This is a genomic window from Enterococcus sp. DIV0574, from assembly GCF_051711125.1.
In the GTDB taxonomy this organism is placed as follows: domain Bacteria; phylum Bacillota; class Bacilli; order Lactobacillales; family Enterococcaceae; genus Enterococcus_D; species Enterococcus_D gallinarum.
Genome location: NZ_JBIOMA010000001.1, coordinates 726,057 through 741,726 on the forward strand (window position 1 = coordinate 726,057; position 15,670 = coordinate 741,726).

The following is a 15,670-nucleotide window of genomic DNA, read 5'->3' on the forward strand; positions in this document are numbered from 1 at the left end:
TAAACGGCCTCTCTTTTCTTCGAGGTTACGTATGTCTGACGGATGGCACTGTTTTTTTGGGAACGATTTCCATGCTGTAGACCCCCCTGTGTGATGTACACAAGAGTAGCGAAAAATAAGGGAACCGCTATCAAACAAATTGCTTCTTTTTAATAATACAGAGTGTTATTCTGTTATATTTCTATTGAACTTTTTCACTCTGTTTGGTATATTGGTTGTTAATTAAAAGCTTTTTTTGCTTTTAGTACAGAAGCTATAATTGTTACGATGAAAGGCGGGAGATTTATGGAAGATGCGACCTATTGGGCAGAGCAATTAACGCAGAAGAAAATCAGTTTTTCGGAATTGACAGCTAGGATCGAAGAAAAAATTCAGCAAGTTGAGCCAACGTTAAATGCGCTTGTTTCTTTTGATCGGCAAGCAGCAATTAAGCAGTATGAACAAAATCCGCAAACAAAAGCGGCTTTATTCAGCGGGCTGCCAATACCACTTAAAATATTGGGTCAAAGTAAAGCGGGGTGGCCGGCCACATCGGCGGCTGCATTGTTTGCAAATGCAAAAGCAGAGCAGACGAGTGCATTTGTCAACGGGCTGGAACAGCTAGGATTGATTCCTTTGGGACAAACCAATGCTCCGGAATTTGGTTTCAAAAATGTTACCGATCCAGTATTGTACGGTCCAACACGCAATCCGTGGCAGTCCGCCTATTCGGCAGGGGGATCCAGCGGTGGAGCGGCGGCCGTCGTAGCGGCTGGACTATTTCCATTAGCTGCTGCTAGTGATGGAGGCGGTTCCATTCGTATCCCAGCTTCTTTCAACGGACTAATTGGGTTAAAACCGACGCGAGGAACTATGCCAGTGGGACCTCAAGAATGGCGTAGTTGGCAAGGTGCTTCGATCAATTTTGCATTGACGCTTTCTATGAGAGATACGGAACGTTTGTTTTATGGATTACGAACGTCTCAACCGGCGGCTCCCTATCAGGCACCTAGAATCGAATGGAAACATCATGGACCCAGTCAGAATCGAACACTGAGAGTTGCGTACACAACCGAGTCTCCAGCCGGGAGTCCAGTTTCACAAACTGCTGTCTTAGCTGTCAAGAAAGCTGTCGCATTTTTGGAAGATCAAGGACATCAGGTTACAGAAATCCGTTATCCTGTTGACGGTCAAACGATGATGGCAAGCTATTATCGTATGAATGGTGGAGAGACAGCAGCAATGTTTGCCGAGATCGAGGCAATGCTGCAACGACCAGTGGAACAGAAAGATATGGAGCTGATGACTTGGGGGCTGTACCAATATGGCAAAAAATTAGCGGCTGCCGATTATATCCAGGCAATGCAATATTGGGATCAGCTGGCAGTAACGATGGAAGCTTTGTTTGCAGATTATGAGTTGTTTTTGACCCCTGCAACAGCACAAACGGCGCCATTGATTGAAGAGGATTTGCAAAGTGATACGATTCGAAGCGAACTGCAAGAGATAGAAAGACGAACAGCTGCTGCTGCCGGAGACTTGATTTATCAGATGTTCGACAAAAGTTTGGCACTGACGCCCTATACGCAATTGGCCAATCTAACGGGCCAACCTGCAATCAGCCTTCCAACAGCTGTTAGTGAGGAAGGTTTGCCATTGGGAATTCAGTTTATGGCATCAAAAGGCCGTGAAGATTTACTTTTTCAAGTGGGTGAATTGTTTGAACGATGGGAGCAATTTCATTTACCCAAAAAATAACTGTCGATGAATGACGGTTCAAGAATGATTTTCTAGGGGGATAAAGATGGAAACAATCAAAATAAACAAGTGGAAAAATATCGTTGTACTAGGTGCCTTTGTGATGTTGTTAGGTGCTTGCGGAAGTAAGGCTAAAGAGGACAATAGTTTAAGTCGTGTTCAAGAGTCAAAAGAATTGACTGTTGCTACGTCAGGTACGTTATTTCCTTCCTCTTATTACAATGATGACAATCAATTAGTTGGCTATGACGTAGACGTTGCAAAAGAAGTAGCCAAGCGGATGGGTGTTTCGATCCAGTTCAAAGAATACAATGTAGACGGACAAGTGGCGTCCTTGACTAGAGGTGAAGCGGACTTTGCCGCAAATGATTTCGGTCTCAGCGGAGACCGTGGAGATAAGTTTCGTCTGTCTGAACCAATCAAGTATTCATTTGATAGTATGATCGTGCGAAAAAGCGATGATTCTGGCATTGCCTCTCTAGATGATTTAGCAGGCAAAAAAGCAGCGGGAGAACCCAATACAGGCTACATGAAGTTAGCCGAAGAATATGGTGCGAAACTTGTGACCTATGATAATGCCACGAATGACCAGTATCTGACAGATGTGGCAAACGGACGGACCGATGTGATCCTTAATGATTATTATCTGCAAAAGATGTCGGTGGCAGCTTTGCCAGATATTCCAGTTAAAATCTTGGAAGATGTCTACTTCAATCCGAACGAAACAGGCTTTCTTTTTGCGAAAGACAACCAAGCACTGCATGACGAAGTCGATCGTGTTTTAAAAGAGATGAAAGCAGACGGGACGTTAAAAGAAATTTCCGAAAAATACTTCCAAACAGATGTATCTGTACCATCTGACAAAGAGATCCAAAAGGTTGAAAAGTAATGTATATCCCAACTCTTGATCTTCCACTGATGTGGGAGTCGCTTCCTTTTTTACTGACAGGGTTATCCTATACGTTAGGGATTGCCATTGCTTCTTTTCTCGCAGGAAATGCGTTAGGTTTATTGCTGACTTTTCTGGGGATGCTTCAAAACCCTTGGGTAAGAAGGATCGTTCGAGGCTATATCTCCTTTCTGCGAGGAGTACCCGCATTGGTGCTGTTGTTTTTGCTCTATTTCGGATTGCCGTATCAATTACCCGCATTGACAGCTGCCATTATTTGTTTTAGTTTGACTAGCAGTGCTTTTATTGGAGAAATTTATCGAGGATCGATCGCCGGAGTGGATCGCGGGCAATGGGATGCAGCGTATGCTCTGGGATTGAGTTTTTCTAAAACATTACGGTTGATCATTCTGCCTCAGGCATTTCGCATATCGGTCCCAGCATTAAGCAATGTCGCGATGGACCTGTTGAAAGGAACCTCGTTAGCGGCAATGATCACGATCCCGGACATTTTTCAAAAAGCCAAAATTGTTGGCGGCCGGACGTTTGATTATATGTCGATGTACGTGTTAGTGGCGATCATTTACTGGTTGCTGTGTATCGGGATCGAAGCGCTCCAACATCGCTTAGAAAAACGATTTGCTGACCGCTTTGAAAGTCAAAAAGGCTGATCGTCAAAAAAGCTGATCGTCAAAAAAGCTGATCGTCAAAAAAGTAGCTAAAAAAATTCGCTGGTTGGATTATTTATGAATCAATCTCTTTGTTTGTGGTACACTTTACAAAAAAGGAGTTTGGACAATGAAATATGAATGGCGAAAACAAGAAAAAGCTTACTATTTACCAAAAGAACCACAGCTGATCGAAGTGCCTGCTTATCAATTCATTACGTTGACTGGCGAAGGAAACCCTAACCGTCCTGAATTTTCCGAGCAAATCAGTGCACTTTATATGATGGCCTATGGATTGCGCATGGGATTGAAAAAAGGCTCCTTCGGCAATACGCCTTTTGAGTATACGGTATACCCGCTAGAAGGCGTATGGACTTTACCTGAAAAACCACAAGGACCGATTGCTAAAGAAGAGTTGATCTATAAAATCATGATTCGGCAACCGGAACAAGTAACTGCTGATTTAGCCGCCGAACAGTTGACACAAATCATGAAGAAAAAAGAAAATCGTTTTTTGGAACGAATTCGTTTCGAAGAATACCAAGAAGGCTGGTCCGTGCAAGCTTGTCACATCGGTCCTTTTGACACAGAAACAGAAACGTTTGCGAAAATGCAAGACTATTGCGAAGCCCACGATCTATCAATTGTTCCCACGATGGGCAATTATCAGCATCGGGAGATCTATCTGTCAGATCCGCGAAAGACAGCACCAGAAAAAGCAAAAACAGTCTTACGCTGGCGGGTAGCCAAAACAAACAAAGAATCCGCTTGATCCATTTAACCGTTGGTGTACTTAATGAAAACACGTAATGAAAAGAGAGAGAACCGCGCTTAAGCGATTCTCTCTCTTTTACTACTCATCTTTTAAGTAGTCTTCACTGGTGAATTCACTGTGAAAATACTTGCCTTCGTCGCCGTAATAGGTATTGTACCGTTGCTTGAATTTGCGGAATCCATACACCACTAATACTTTTAAGAGACAGTAGATCGGTATTCCGAAAATGACACCTACGATCCCCATCAAATCCCCCATAACTAATAAAACAACGAGAATCGTGATCGGATGGATCTGCAGACGATCTCCCATTACACGAGGAACGACCAAGTCACCATGAAGCAGCTGTACGGCGAACCAAGCAATCAGGAATTTGATCAGCATTCCTGTTGAATCTTGTGCTGCGATGAAAAGGGCCGGGAAGAAGACGATAAATGGACCGATATATGGAATGATACATAAAATTCCGGCAGCGATCGCCAAGATACTTGCATATTCTAAACCAATCAGCAAAAAAATCACCCAATAAATTCCGCCTAAAATAAAGGAAGAAATAATCTGTCCTTTCAGAAAGGCACCAACTTGTAGGTCAGCGATCTTTACGATCGTGTTGAAATCTTTACGAAATCGCGGTGGTACGATTGACAGGAGAGAATAATAAAACTTGTTTGGATTTCTTAGTAAGAAAAAAGCAATGATCGGACCTGTAAACAATGCGATAAACAACGTTGAGATCGTCGAAAAGATACTGCTAAGCCCTGCAGCACCGGTTTGCCAATAGTCACCAATGAAATCCATGATATTGTTGGCAACTTTTTGAAGAGTATCCGTGATCTGATCGATCTGAGCACCAAATGGCGTATTCGCTAGGAATGAGTCAGCGTTTCGCTCGAAATCAGCAATCAAATCTGGGAATTGATTGATCAAATCGGTTGTTTGTTTTTGGATGATTGGATAAAGCTGAAACCCAGCCAAAACGATCACTAAAAGAATCAGAAGATAGATCCCGCCAATGGAAACAATGCGGGGAATCTTTTTCGTTTCTAAGCGATCAACTAACGGATTGAACAAATAATACAAGATCAGGCCGAATAAAAATGGTGGAATAAGAGTAGAAATAATGACAAAAAAAGGATCAAAAAGAAACGAGATTTGTTTAAGTAAAAAAGCAGCGATCGCACAGAGAATGATCAATCCCAGTACATAATAGCTGGTTTTTCCTCCTAAAAATTGGATTAAACGGTTTTTTTTCATAGAAGAGCCTCACTTTCTTAGCCTCATTATAACGAAAGCAGCACTTTCTGTAAAAAAAGAGCGAGTCAAACCAATTTTATTTTTTACTTTTGCTTATTTGATTCGTTTATAGATATGTAAGGGCGCCACTTACGAAGCAATCAAAATACAATAGAGGAGGAAAAGAAGCGATGAAGACCAAAACCACCACAAGGCTGACGATTCGAATCCAAGCACCAGATGCAGAAAAAACTGTCAGTCAGACCGTCAATCAAGTCATGAATGCTCCAGAGGAGGCTAAGATGTTAGCGTTTGGTGAAGCCATGGCAGGATTTTCTAAGAATGCGTCTTTGGCTGGCGTGGTAGAAACGATCCAGAATGAGTACGTAAAATAACGAAAGGAGAGAAAGCGATGAAAAAGCTTCATGCATTATTTTTGACTAGCGAGGGCAAAAAACACACATTGCAGCCAAAAGTTTTTGATGAAGAGATAACGGCAGAAGCAGCACGAACAGCAATGGAGAATATTACAAAAATCGGTATCTTTGAATCAGATGGTGTCCGTTATTACAATGAGCTGTCTGGCGCCAAAATCGTAGAGACGATTGAGACGCCATTGTTTTGAAATAAGTTGAAGTAGAACGTTCATCAAGAAATGCTCGACAATCAAAAGGGACTGTGCCATAAGTCAGTATCCAACAAGTTAAACCGAATAATAGTCTGTTGCTAGCATAGATTCCTCTGACTTTTGCGACGAGGAGTCCCTGCACCGCAGGAGCAATAATCATTAATGTTCGGCTAGTGTTACTTGTAGGAGACTTATGGCACAGTCCCTTTATTTGGTGACGGCAGTTAATGTACAACGTCCGACAGCCGTTTTCGTGCCATCGGATTGTCTGATCGTAGCTTGCCAAGTTTGGATCTTTCCACCGATTCGATCAGGGACAGCTTCCACAGTAACAGTTCCTTGTTTGACCGCTTTTAAATGATTGACTTGTAGATCAATCGCGGCGGCAAATTGGTCTTCAGCTACGGCTTGATTTGCCCCCAGACTACAAGCTGTTTCAATCAAGACGGCATTGATACCACCGTGCAGAAGACCAAAAGGTTGTTTATGCTGATCGGTGACCACTAAAGATAACCGAACCTGAGTAGCGGTTGTTTCTTCGATCTGGATGCCTAAATAGTCAAGTAAGTTCATAGAGTTCCTCGTTTTCTGAGAATTTGATGATTTGATTATAACAAACGTTTGACAGAAAGCAATTTCTAACGAAATTCGCTCAGAAATGTGTATAATGGAAACATGTGACATAAGGAGGAACCTGTAATGAGAGAATGGAAAACCTTAAAAGAATACGATGAAATTTTATTTGAACAGCATGGTAAAGTGGCGAAGATCACGATCAATCGTCCAGAAGTCCACAATGCCTTTACACCGAAAACGGTGTTTGAAATGATCGATGCTTTTTCAATCAGTCGCGATGAACCTGGCATTGGTGTGATCATTCTAACAGGAGCTGGCGACAAAGCTTTTTGTTCTGGCGGCGACCAAAAAGTTCGCGGACATGGCGGCTATGTTGGTGAAGATCAAGTTCCTCGTCTCAATGTGCTGGACTTGCAACGTTTGATCCGGACATTACCAAAACCGGTGATCGCTATGGTCAAAGGTTGGTCTATTGGAGGCGGAAACGTGCTGCAGCTGGTTTGTGATCTAACGATCGCGGCAGATAATGCGAAATTTGGTCAAACAGGACCGAATGTCGGCAGTTTCGATGGTGGCTACGGTTCAGGCTATCTTGCTCGAACGATTGGCCACAAGAAAGCCAAAGAAGTTTGGTTTATGACGAAACAGTATACAGCAGAAGAAGCTTTAGCAATGAACTGGATCAATACAGTCGTTCCTCTTGATCAAGTGGAAGATGTGACGATGGAATGGGCAGAAACGATGCTGCAAAAAAGCCCATTGGCTTTGCGCATGATCAAAGCCTCAATGAATGCCGATACAGATGGGCTAGCCGGAATCCAACAACTTGCTGGCGATGCGACCTTATTGTATTACACAATGGATGAAGCAAAAGAAGGCCGCGATGCGTTTAAAGAAAAACGTCAGCCTAATTTCGACCAATTCCCTAAATTCCCTTAATGAATGGTAGTTGGCTGCAACGGCAAGCACAACTTCATCCAGAACGACCAGCTTTTTATTGGCAAGATAAAAGCTGGTCGTTTGCTGCCTTGCAAAAAGAAGTCACGGCTTATGCTTGCTATTATGAACATCGGATTCCTCAAACAATCGAGCGAGTAGCGATTTTAAGCAATAACTCTCCTGAGATGTATTTCACGATTTTGGCACTTTGGGAATTAGGAAAACAAATTCAGTTCTTAAACACTCGATTGACTGAAAAAGAGCTGTACTATCAATTAACCGATGCTGCCTGTCAGTGGGTAGTCACCAATCGATCGCTTTCCTTGCCGAGAATCAAGTTCCTGCCTTTTGGCAAATTGCAAGAACGTTTTTTTTCTGCGCCGATTTCGATTTACCAAAAAACACAAGTTGCATCGATCATGTACACTTCTGGCACGACGGGTAATCCCAAAGGAGTGCCTCAAACATTTGGCAATCATTTTGCCAGTGCACAAGCCACGCAGATCAACTTGTCGGTGACTGCTGACGACTGCTGGTGTTGTGTCGTTCCGTTGTATCATATTAGCGGTTTATCAATTTTGTTGCGTTCCTTGATTTTAGGGATCAGTGTTCGATTATATGATCGATTCGATGCGCAGCAAATCGCATCAGACCTAGCTGCTGGTAAAGGAACGGTGCTCTCGTTAGTGACCAAAATGCTGATCGATCTTTTGCCTTTGACTGGAGACAATGGTTACCCTTCATTGCGCTATATTCTTTTAGGTGGTGGTCCGATTGCCAGATCAGTCTTGATGCAATGCCAAGACAAGTGCTTATCAGTTATTCAATCCTATGGGATGACTGAAACTTGTTCGCAAGTCGTTGCTTTGCCTCCAGATAAAGCCGAGGAAAAAATTGGTTCTGCTGGATTACCATTAGCCCAAGTCAATTTGCGGATTCAGTCGCAGTCTTTGAAAGAATCTGTTATCGAAAAAGAAGGAAAACTGGGGGAAATCCAGTTGCAAGGACCTGCGATCGTTACGTGCTATTTGAATGATCGCGGGTTGGAGCAGTGGACGCAGGATGGCTGGTTTGCCACCGGTGATCTTGGCTATTTGGATTCTGAAGGGTATTTGTATGTGGTATCTCGTTTGAGCGAATTGATTATTTCCGGTGGCGAAAATATTTATCCAGCTGAAGTTGAACAGGCATTAGTTAGCCACCCTGCAATTGAAGAAGCGGCAGTGGTGGGCGAGCCAAGTGGAGTGTGGGGACAAGAGCCAGTTGCTTATCTTACACTCAAAGAGCCGATTACATTACCAGAATTGATCGCCTATCTAACCCCACAGCTTGCTCGGTACAAACACCCCCGTCGCTATTATCAAGTAAAAGAAATGCCGCGTACCGCTAGCGGGAAAATAGTAAAGCGTGTATTGCTGACAGAAGAAAGAGTGAACTACATTGAACAGCAAATCAAAGAATGAGTATCAACATGCATTAGCTGCTGGCAAAAAGGTGTTTAGTCATTATTACCCACTTGCACCTTGTGATTTTGTTCAGTTATATGCTGCTGCCAGTCAATTTATTGGTGAACGTTATTTTTGGCGATCATCAGATCAAGCAACCTGTTTTTTGGGTATCGGCAGTGTGAAACGGTACGCGAACCCATCATTGATTGATTTTGAGCGGCAGCGTCGAAACCTTAAAAAGCAGCATTTTCAACCAAATACGGACCAAATGGCTGCTACATTATTAGGGGCTTTTGCTTTTGATGAACAAAGCCAAGGAGCAGCAGAATGGGGCACAATCGGCAATGGTCTTTTTGTGTTGCCGAAAATTCTTTTTAGAAAAATAAATGATGTGTATGGTGTGATCTTGACCGTCGAAGCGAAGGATACGAATGACGTGGAAACGCTGTTCGGACAGTTTGCTGATTTACAACAACTCGTTGAGCAATGGGGAAAGCAAGCACAACAGCCTGTAGGGGCTTGTTTGTTGCAGCAAACAGAATTAGACGTACCACAATGGGTAAAAGCGGTCGATGAGACAGTCGCTGCGATCCGCTCTGCAAAAACGCCTTTGGAGAAGGTTGTTTTAGCTCGGCGAATGAAAATCACTACTAAGAAGGAGATTGATTCCTTTGCGGTGTTGGCCCGTCTTGCAGAGCAACAAACCAATACCTATCTCTTTGCTTTTGAAGACGAGGTTTCGTTTATTGGTGCCACACCGGAGCGCTTGTTAAAGGCGACTGCCAGTCATTTCGAGACAGTCAGCATTGCAGGGTCTGCGCCTCGAGGCAGCACACCAGCAGAAGATCAGCAAATAGCTGATGCATTATTAACTGATCCCAAAAATACCCATGAGCATCAAGTAGTTGTCAATCGTCTGGAGCAGGCGTTGTCTTCCTTATTGGCGGAAGGGTTCCATTCAGAGGCGCGATCGATCATCAAGAATCGCGACATTCAGCACTTATTCGTGCCTTTGTCTGGCAAGCGGAAGCCCGCTGTTTCTTTTTTAGAAGCAGTGGCTAAGCTGCATCCAACACCAGCCCTAGGTGGGGAGCCAAAAGCTGATGCGCTGGCATGGATTCGTAACCACGAACCTGCGCGTCGGGGATTATATGGTGGACCAATCGGGTGGCTAGGTATCCAAGAAGATATCGGAGAATTTGCAGTAGCGATTCGTTCTGGTGTTTTTCATGGGACAGAAGGCATCCTTTACGCAGGATGCGGGATCGTCGCCGATTCTGTTGCAGAAGAAGAGCGCCAAGAGACAGCCTTGAAATTCCAACCTATGCTAAGAGGAGTGATAGAGAATGAATCAGCAAGTCATGACTGACTACTTGTTGGCAGCAATCCATGGGTTTAAAGCCGCTGGAATAAAGCGAGCGGTGATCAGTCCCGGATCGCGGTCGACACCGTTGGCATTGCTTTTGCATCGGGATCCAGAAATCACTTGTTGGATCGATGTCGATGAACGTTCAGCAGCTTTTTTTGCGTTGGGAATGACCAAAGTCGATTTGCAGCCGACACTTTTACTATGTACATCAGGTACTGCTGCAGCCAATTACTATCCAGCAATTTGTGAGGCGGAAGCCACAAATTTGCCATTGATCGTCTTAACTGCTGATCGGCCACCGGAACTACGTGGTGTTGGTGCACCGCAAGCCATGGATCAGCAAAGTCTGTATGCTTCTCATGTAAAAAAAATGGTAGAAATGACTGTGCCGGAGAATACACCCAACATGCTGAAGTACAGCTTTTGGCAGGCTGCCACGACAACGATCGAAGCATTAAAGCAGCCACGTGGTCCCGTACACCTGAATTTTCCTTTGCGGGAACCATTACTGCCTGACTTCACGCGGACTTGTTCGATCCAACAAAATATCGCTTACCTCCCTACACAGCAATCGCTACCTGCAGCTGTATTGACAGAACTGGCACCATTGTTTATGAAAAAAGGGCTCCTAGTGGTGGGTGAAAGTTTGACACCTTCTGAAGCAGAAACGCTGCATGCGCTTGCCAATCATCTTGGCTGGCCGCTAGTGGGGGATCCACTGACAAATTTGGCCACTTGCGGGGAAACGTCGGCTCATTTTCTCCCACAGGCTGATTTGATTTTTCCACAACTAGATGCGGACTTTATTCCCGAAGTCGTTATTCGTTTTGGTCGCTTGCCAGTGACCAAAAATGTCTTGCTTTGGTTAAGCGGTCTGCCGGAAGGCATCGACTGGCTTTTCGTGGATGAATCTGGACAGTGGCAAGATCAATTGCATCGCTCAGCCTTTTTGCTACAGCTTACGATAGAGGATTTTGTGGAGCAAGTAAGCAAGTTGCCTAGCAGACCACAACCAGAATGGTTTCAGCCATGGCAAAAGCTGCAAGCCGTCGCTGAGGAAGCATTGGCAACGACTCATTCTTTAACGGAGTGGAATGAAACTGCTGCTGTACGGATCTTGCAACAAACATTGGGACATGATGCCCAATTGCTCTTAGCAAATAGTAATGCGATCCGCTTTGTTGATCGATACGGAACGGTTACAGGTAGTGCTTACCAAGTATTTGGCAATCGCGGTGTGAATGGTATCGATGGGTTGATATCGACCGTTGCTGGGATCGCAGCTGCCAGCCAAAAACCGACCTATTTATTGATTGGCGATCTAGCTTTCTTTCATGATATGAATGGGCTGCAATTGCTCAAACAATATCAGCTGCCAGTCACGATCATTTTACTGAATAATAACGGTGGGGGGATTTTTTCCTTCTTATCGCAAAATACCTTGTCAGAAAGTGACTTTGTGCCGCTATTTGGCACCCCGTTGGATCTTGACTTTCAGCAAGCTGCAAAACTTTATGGCGCGAAATGGCACGCTCCAGCAACTTTGACTGATTTTGCCTCCCAAATCGAGCAATCATTAACGACGCCTTGTTTTCAGATCATTGAAGTAGTTGGCCTGCAAAAAGATCCTGTGATCGCTTGGCAAGCGTTGCAACAGGAGTTTCAGAAAAGGATCTCCAATGAAAATAAACGTTAACGGTGTGAACTATTTGTATCAGTGGTATCGACCTTATCTGGCTGATCTGCCGACCCTCGTAGTTCTGCACGGATTTACTGGCACTTCAGATTCTTTTCGCCCAGTGTTTGCTCAAGAAACGTCCTTCAATGTCTTAGCAATCGATTTGTTGGGTCATGGTGGTTCCGCCAGTCATGTGCACCCGTCACGCTATGAGATGATTCAGATGGTAACGGATCTGGCAGAATTGGTGGATCGTTTAACGGTTGACCGTTATTATCTTTATGGCTATTCAATGGGTGCTCGTACGGCATTGGCATGGACGGTTGCTTTCCCAGACAAGATCGCTGGCTTGATCATGGAGAGCGGCTCTCCGGGACTGGAATCAGAATCTGCCCGCAGTCTTCGCCGACGCAATGATCAACGTTTGGCGATACGATTGATTCAGCAACCGCTGGTTGACTTTGTTGATTATTGGCAAGAACTGCCATTGTTTGCTAGTCAAAAACGGTTACCAAAGGAAATACAGCAGCAAGTACGAGCGACGCGTTTGAGCCAACAGGCGTTTGGTTTGGCGATGAGTTTGTACTATAGCGGAACAGGAACACAACCTAGCTTCTGGCAAAATTTGGCAGACATTCAGTGCCCATTTCTGGTTCTCACTGGGGAATGGGATGAAAAATTTTTCCTGATCGCTAAAAAAATGCAGCAGCAACAACCAGCGTTGACTATCCTCTCGGTGTCAAAAGCCGGTCATTGCGTGCATTTGGAACGTCCAGATGTAGTGGCAAATGAAGTGCATGCTTGGTTGACCGCACACTGATATTGGAAAAGGAGAGCGCGTATGAAAATCGTCAAAGCAGAACGGATTGCTTGTCGACTCCCATTGAGGCAGCCTTTTGAGACGAGTTATGGTCGCTTGACGGAAAAAGCATTTGACCTGCTTGTACTGACCGACCAAGACGGAACCGTAGGTGTTGGAGAATTGGTGGCTTTTCAGCAACCAGATTATATTGAAGAAACGTTGGCTTCAGCTCGAGAAGTCATTAGCAAGTTCTTATTCCCATTGCTGACAGGAAACATCGATCATCCGCGAGATGTTTGGACGTTATTTCAAACAGTTCAAGGAAATTTTATGGCCAAATCAGCAGTTGAAACGGCGATTTGGGATTTATATGGCCGCCAAAAACATTGCAGTCTGACCTCTTTTTATCCTACAACAAGAGACAAGCTTGCTGTAGGGGTCAGTGTGGGGATTCAAGCATCCACAGAACAGCTAGTCGCACAAGTCGCTGATTATGTAGCGCAAGGATATCAGCGAGTAAAAATCAAAATCAAGCCGGGAGTCGACTTAGAGCCGTTGACAGCCGTTCGGGAAACCTTTCCCGAGCTAGTGCTGATGGCTGATGCGAACGGCGCTTATGAAGATCAACCGGAAAAGATTCTCGCATTAGATGAATTGGGGCTGGCAATGATCGAGCAACCGTTGAAGATCCGGGATCTAGTGGGGCATCGCCGTCTGCAGAAGCAGTTAAAGACGCCGCTATGTTTAGATGAAGATATACGTACTGCAGAAGATGTCGCTGTTGTTGCCTCATTAGATAGTTGCCGAGCAATCAATCTAAAAATTCCGCGAGTGGGAGGAATCACCGAAGCGATGCGAATTGTTTCAGCCTGCCAACATTATGGATTGGATGTCTGGCTAGGTGGAATGTTCGAATCAGGAGTGGGACGAGCGTTGAATCTGCAGTTTGCCAGCCAAGCTCCCTTCCACTTCCCTGGTGATCTATCTGCTTCTGATCGTTATTTTTACGATGACATCGTCACTGAACCTGCGAAGATCAAAAATGGCTGTCTTCAGGTGCCTGTTGGTGTGGGAGCGGGCTTCACACTAGATGAAAAGAAAATAGCTGACTATTGTGTTTCCCGTACTCGTTTGTTAGGTTGAACTTTAGAAATAGTTTTTGATCAGCAGATCAATTATCAAGCAGCAAAAAGCACCTTCTCGCTTTTAGAGAGGGTGCTTTTTGCTGTTATTTGGATAAAAGGGCGTGCAAGCGCCTGTTGCTAAGCCTGTTCTTTAAATTCTTTCTCAATTTGCAAACGGCGAACTTTCATTGTTGCTGTACGAGGGATCTTTTCAAAGTCCCAGAGAATTGGCTGATTCAAGCGAGGAAGATCTTCTACTGCTTGCCACCAAGCTGTCCAATCCATTTCACGGTTTGGTGCTAAGGCAATGATCGGTTGCGGTGAATTTTCTTTGTCACGAACGATGACCACTTCAGCTAGAAAATCCAATGTATCTAAAAGCAGATCTTCTAAAGCTAAATTACTATCGATGGATTCAATCAGATCCACTTGGCGGTCTTTCAAGAATAAATGGCCTTCTTCATTCATGCTGCCATAATCGCCGCTATCCCACCAATCTCCATAAACATTCTCAGTAAAACGCTGATCTTCTTTATAATAAGTCAATGCCCGTCCTTTGGATAGGAAGTGGATATGTCCGTCTGTATTTGCAGGCAACTCATTGCCGTCAGCATCTGCGATTCGTGCTTTGGTCAAATCGCCTAAACCAATCCCCATATCGCGAGCATCATTTGATTGTATACTTTCTAGCGTATGTGCTTTCAGGATCATTGGGCCGCACTCGCTTTGGCCGTATACTTGCAAGAAGATGGCATCTTGATTGGCAGAAGTTTGTAAGAAAGCTGCCATTGTTTGATTATTGATGGCATCGAATGTGGAGTGATAATACCGTATTCCAGCAAAAGCTTCAGGATGTTCTTCTGCAACGAATCGCCATTGCACGAAGTTATTTGGGTGTGTCTCTAAGGCAATCGGTGGATTCTCTTTCAACATCCGAACGATATGAGGACCATTCGCACTAGCAAGAGGCATCATTGGAAAGCCCATAGACATCAAAGAAGAGATCCCAATATTGAAGCGAGAATGAACCGGTGAAATATGGAACGCCACTAATTTTGTTTCTGCGATTTTTGTGAAGACAGTTCGCTGCCACTTTGTCCGCCACCCCATAGAATTGGCCGAGTGACAAATCAATTTTGGTATTCCTGTTGTGCCTGAGGTGTGGGTCATATAAGAAATTTGATCGTGAGGCAATTCGGTTTGGCCAACAGGTTCAGCTGGTTGCAACAATAGATTGCGGACAGCAATCTGCTTGTTCGGGCTGCTGTTTTTGACAGCTGCCACTCGGTTTTCTGTCTCTTCATCAAAAAGGATATAAGGATCTTCTAAGCGGTCAACAAAGACTTCGATCGTTGAAGCTGGAAAATGATAAGAAATCATTGCTGGGACAGCGCCTAAATAAGCAGCAGCTGTAGCTAAAAGATACGTATCAAATTTTGATGATTTATAGATAATGATTTTATCTCCGGCTTGAACGCCAAGGTGGGCAAGTTGATACGCCCGCTTTAAGATTATTTCATGACTTGAATGATATGTGCTGCGGTAACCCAATTCAGGAAAAGCTGGCAAGATCTCATCATGAATGATTGGGACGTCTGGATAAGCCTCCGCCGCATCGCGGTAATTGGTATAAAGATTCAATGGTTGATACGCTAAAATAGACAAAATAACACACTCCTTTAAATTGATGACGGTGTTTTGTTAACTTCGATGGTTAATAAAGTCACCTTTCTCAAACTATGGTTCATTTTAACATAGCGTTTTTTTTAAGAATAGTTACTTTGGGATTTTTTTCACATAACGT

The 15,670-nt window shown here is 44.2% G+C and carries 15 protein-coding genes; 12 read left to right on the forward strand and 3 right to left on the reverse strand.

Annotated features, from left to right (window positions below):
* The first annotated feature begins 285 nt into the window (after positions 1-285).
* From IGJ45_RS03600 to IGJ45_RS03615, 4 genes are all read left to right on the forward strand, one after another.
* The gene (locus IGJ45_RS03600) at positions 286-1,737 is read left to right on the forward strand and encodes an amidase (RefSeq protein ID WP_142434729.1); all 1,452 of its coding nucleotides are present in this window, start codon (positions 286-288) and stop codon (positions 1,735-1,737) included.
* Between the two features lie 46 nt (positions 1,738-1,783).
* A complete protein-coding gene (locus IGJ45_RS03605; RefSeq protein ID WP_270790846.1) occupies positions 1,784-2,626 on the forward strand; it encodes a transporter substrate-binding domain-containing protein in 843 nt (280 codons plus the stop codon).
* Positions 2,626-3,297: an amino acid ABC transporter permease gene (locus IGJ45_RS03610; RefSeq protein WP_003127520.1), complete on the forward strand. Its 672-nt coding sequence runs from the start codon at positions 2,626-2,628 to the stop codon at positions 3,295-3,297. The genes IGJ45_RS03605 and IGJ45_RS03610 overlap by 1 nt, the downstream gene beginning before the upstream one ends.
* Positions 3,298-3,424: 127 nt before the next feature.
* The gene (locus IGJ45_RS03615) at positions 3,425-4,066 is read left to right on the forward strand and encodes a GyrI-like domain-containing protein (RefSeq protein WP_005471783.1); all 642 of its coding nucleotides are present in this window, start codon (positions 3,425-3,427) and stop codon (positions 4,064-4,066) included.
* Between the two features lie 81 nt (positions 4,067-4,147).
* Here IGJ45_RS03615 and IGJ45_RS03620 read toward each other — a convergent pair whose 3' ends face one another.
* Complete coding sequence (locus IGJ45_RS03620; protein WP_005471785.1) at positions 4,148-5,323, reverse strand: AI-2E family transporter; 1,176 nt, start codon at positions 5,321-5,323, stop codon at positions 4,148-4,150.
* A 170-nt stretch (positions 5,324-5,493) separates the two neighbouring features.
* Here IGJ45_RS03620 and IGJ45_RS03625 point away from each other — a divergent pair, with 170 nt between their 5' ends.
* A complete protein-coding gene (locus tag IGJ45_RS03625) occupies positions 5,494-5,697 on the forward strand; it encodes a hypothetical protein (protein WP_003127523.1) in 204 nt (67 codons plus the stop codon).
* A gap of 17 nt (positions 5,698-5,714) precedes the next feature.
* Positions 5,715-5,927, forward strand: coding sequence for a DUF2922 domain-containing protein (locus tag IGJ45_RS03630; RefSeq protein ID WP_003127524.1), 213 nt, complete (start codon positions 5,715-5,717; stop codon positions 5,925-5,927).
* A gap of 210 nt (positions 5,928-6,137) precedes the next feature.
* Here IGJ45_RS03630 and IGJ45_RS03635 read toward each other — a convergent pair whose 3' ends face one another.
* Entirely contained in the window at positions 6,138-6,503 is a 366-nt protein-coding gene (locus IGJ45_RS03635; protein ID WP_003127525.1) for a PaaI family thioesterase, read from the reverse strand.
* A 126-nt stretch (positions 6,504-6,629) separates the two neighbouring features.
* Here IGJ45_RS03635 and menB point away from each other — a divergent pair, with 126 nt between their 5' ends.
* Genes menB through menC form a run of 6 tightly spaced genes read left to right on the forward strand, consistent with a single transcriptional unit; the run spans position 6,630 to position 13,885 of the window.
* Positions 6,630-7,445, forward strand: a complete 816-nt coding sequence (gene menB / locus IGJ45_RS03640; protein ID WP_003127527.1) for a 1,4-dihydroxy-2-naphthoyl-CoA synthase — start codon at positions 6,630-6,632, stop codon at positions 7,443-7,445.
* Complete coding sequence (gene menE, locus IGJ45_RS03645; protein WP_003127528.1) at positions 7,445-8,908, forward strand: o-succinylbenzoate--CoA ligase; 1,464 nt, start codon at positions 7,445-7,447, stop codon at positions 8,906-8,908. Before menB ends, menE begins: the two co-directional genes overlap by 1 nt.
* Positions 8,886-10,262, forward strand: coding sequence for an isochorismate synthase (locus tag IGJ45_RS03650; protein WP_003127529.1), 1,377 nt, complete (start codon positions 8,886-8,888; stop codon positions 10,260-10,262). The genes menE and IGJ45_RS03650 overlap by 23 nt, the downstream gene beginning before the upstream one ends.
* Positions 10,240-11,958 carry a 2-succinyl-5-enolpyruvyl-6-hydroxy-3-cyclohexene-1-carboxylic-acid synthase gene (gene menD, locus IGJ45_RS03655; protein ID WP_208774709.1) on the forward strand — a complete coding sequence of 573 codons (1,719 nt, stop codon included), beginning with the start codon at positions 10,240-10,242 and terminating at the stop codon, positions 11,956-11,958. The genes IGJ45_RS03650 and menD overlap by 23 nt, the downstream gene beginning before the upstream one ends.
* On the forward strand, positions 11,942-12,760 hold the full coding sequence (gene menH, locus IGJ45_RS03660) for a 2-succinyl-6-hydroxy-2,4-cyclohexadiene-1-carboxylate synthase (RefSeq protein ID WP_208774711.1): 819 nt from the start codon (positions 11,942-11,944) through the stop codon (positions 12,758-12,760). The genes menD and menH overlap by 17 nt, the downstream gene beginning before the upstream one ends.
* A gap of 21 nt (positions 12,761-12,781) precedes the next feature.
* Positions 12,782-13,885, forward strand: coding sequence for an o-succinylbenzoate synthase (gene menC / locus IGJ45_RS03665; RefSeq protein ID WP_103300635.1), 1,104 nt, complete (start codon positions 12,782-12,784; stop codon positions 13,883-13,885).
* A gap of 119 nt (positions 13,886-14,004) precedes the next feature.
* Here menC and IGJ45_RS03670 read toward each other — a convergent pair whose 3' ends face one another.
* Positions 14,005-15,531 (reverse strand): AMP-binding protein, encoded by a 1,527-nt coding sequence (locus IGJ45_RS03670; protein WP_208774714.1) that lies wholly within the window; start codon positions 15,529-15,531, stop codon positions 14,005-14,007.
* Positions 15,532-15,670: the final 139 nt, after the last annotated feature.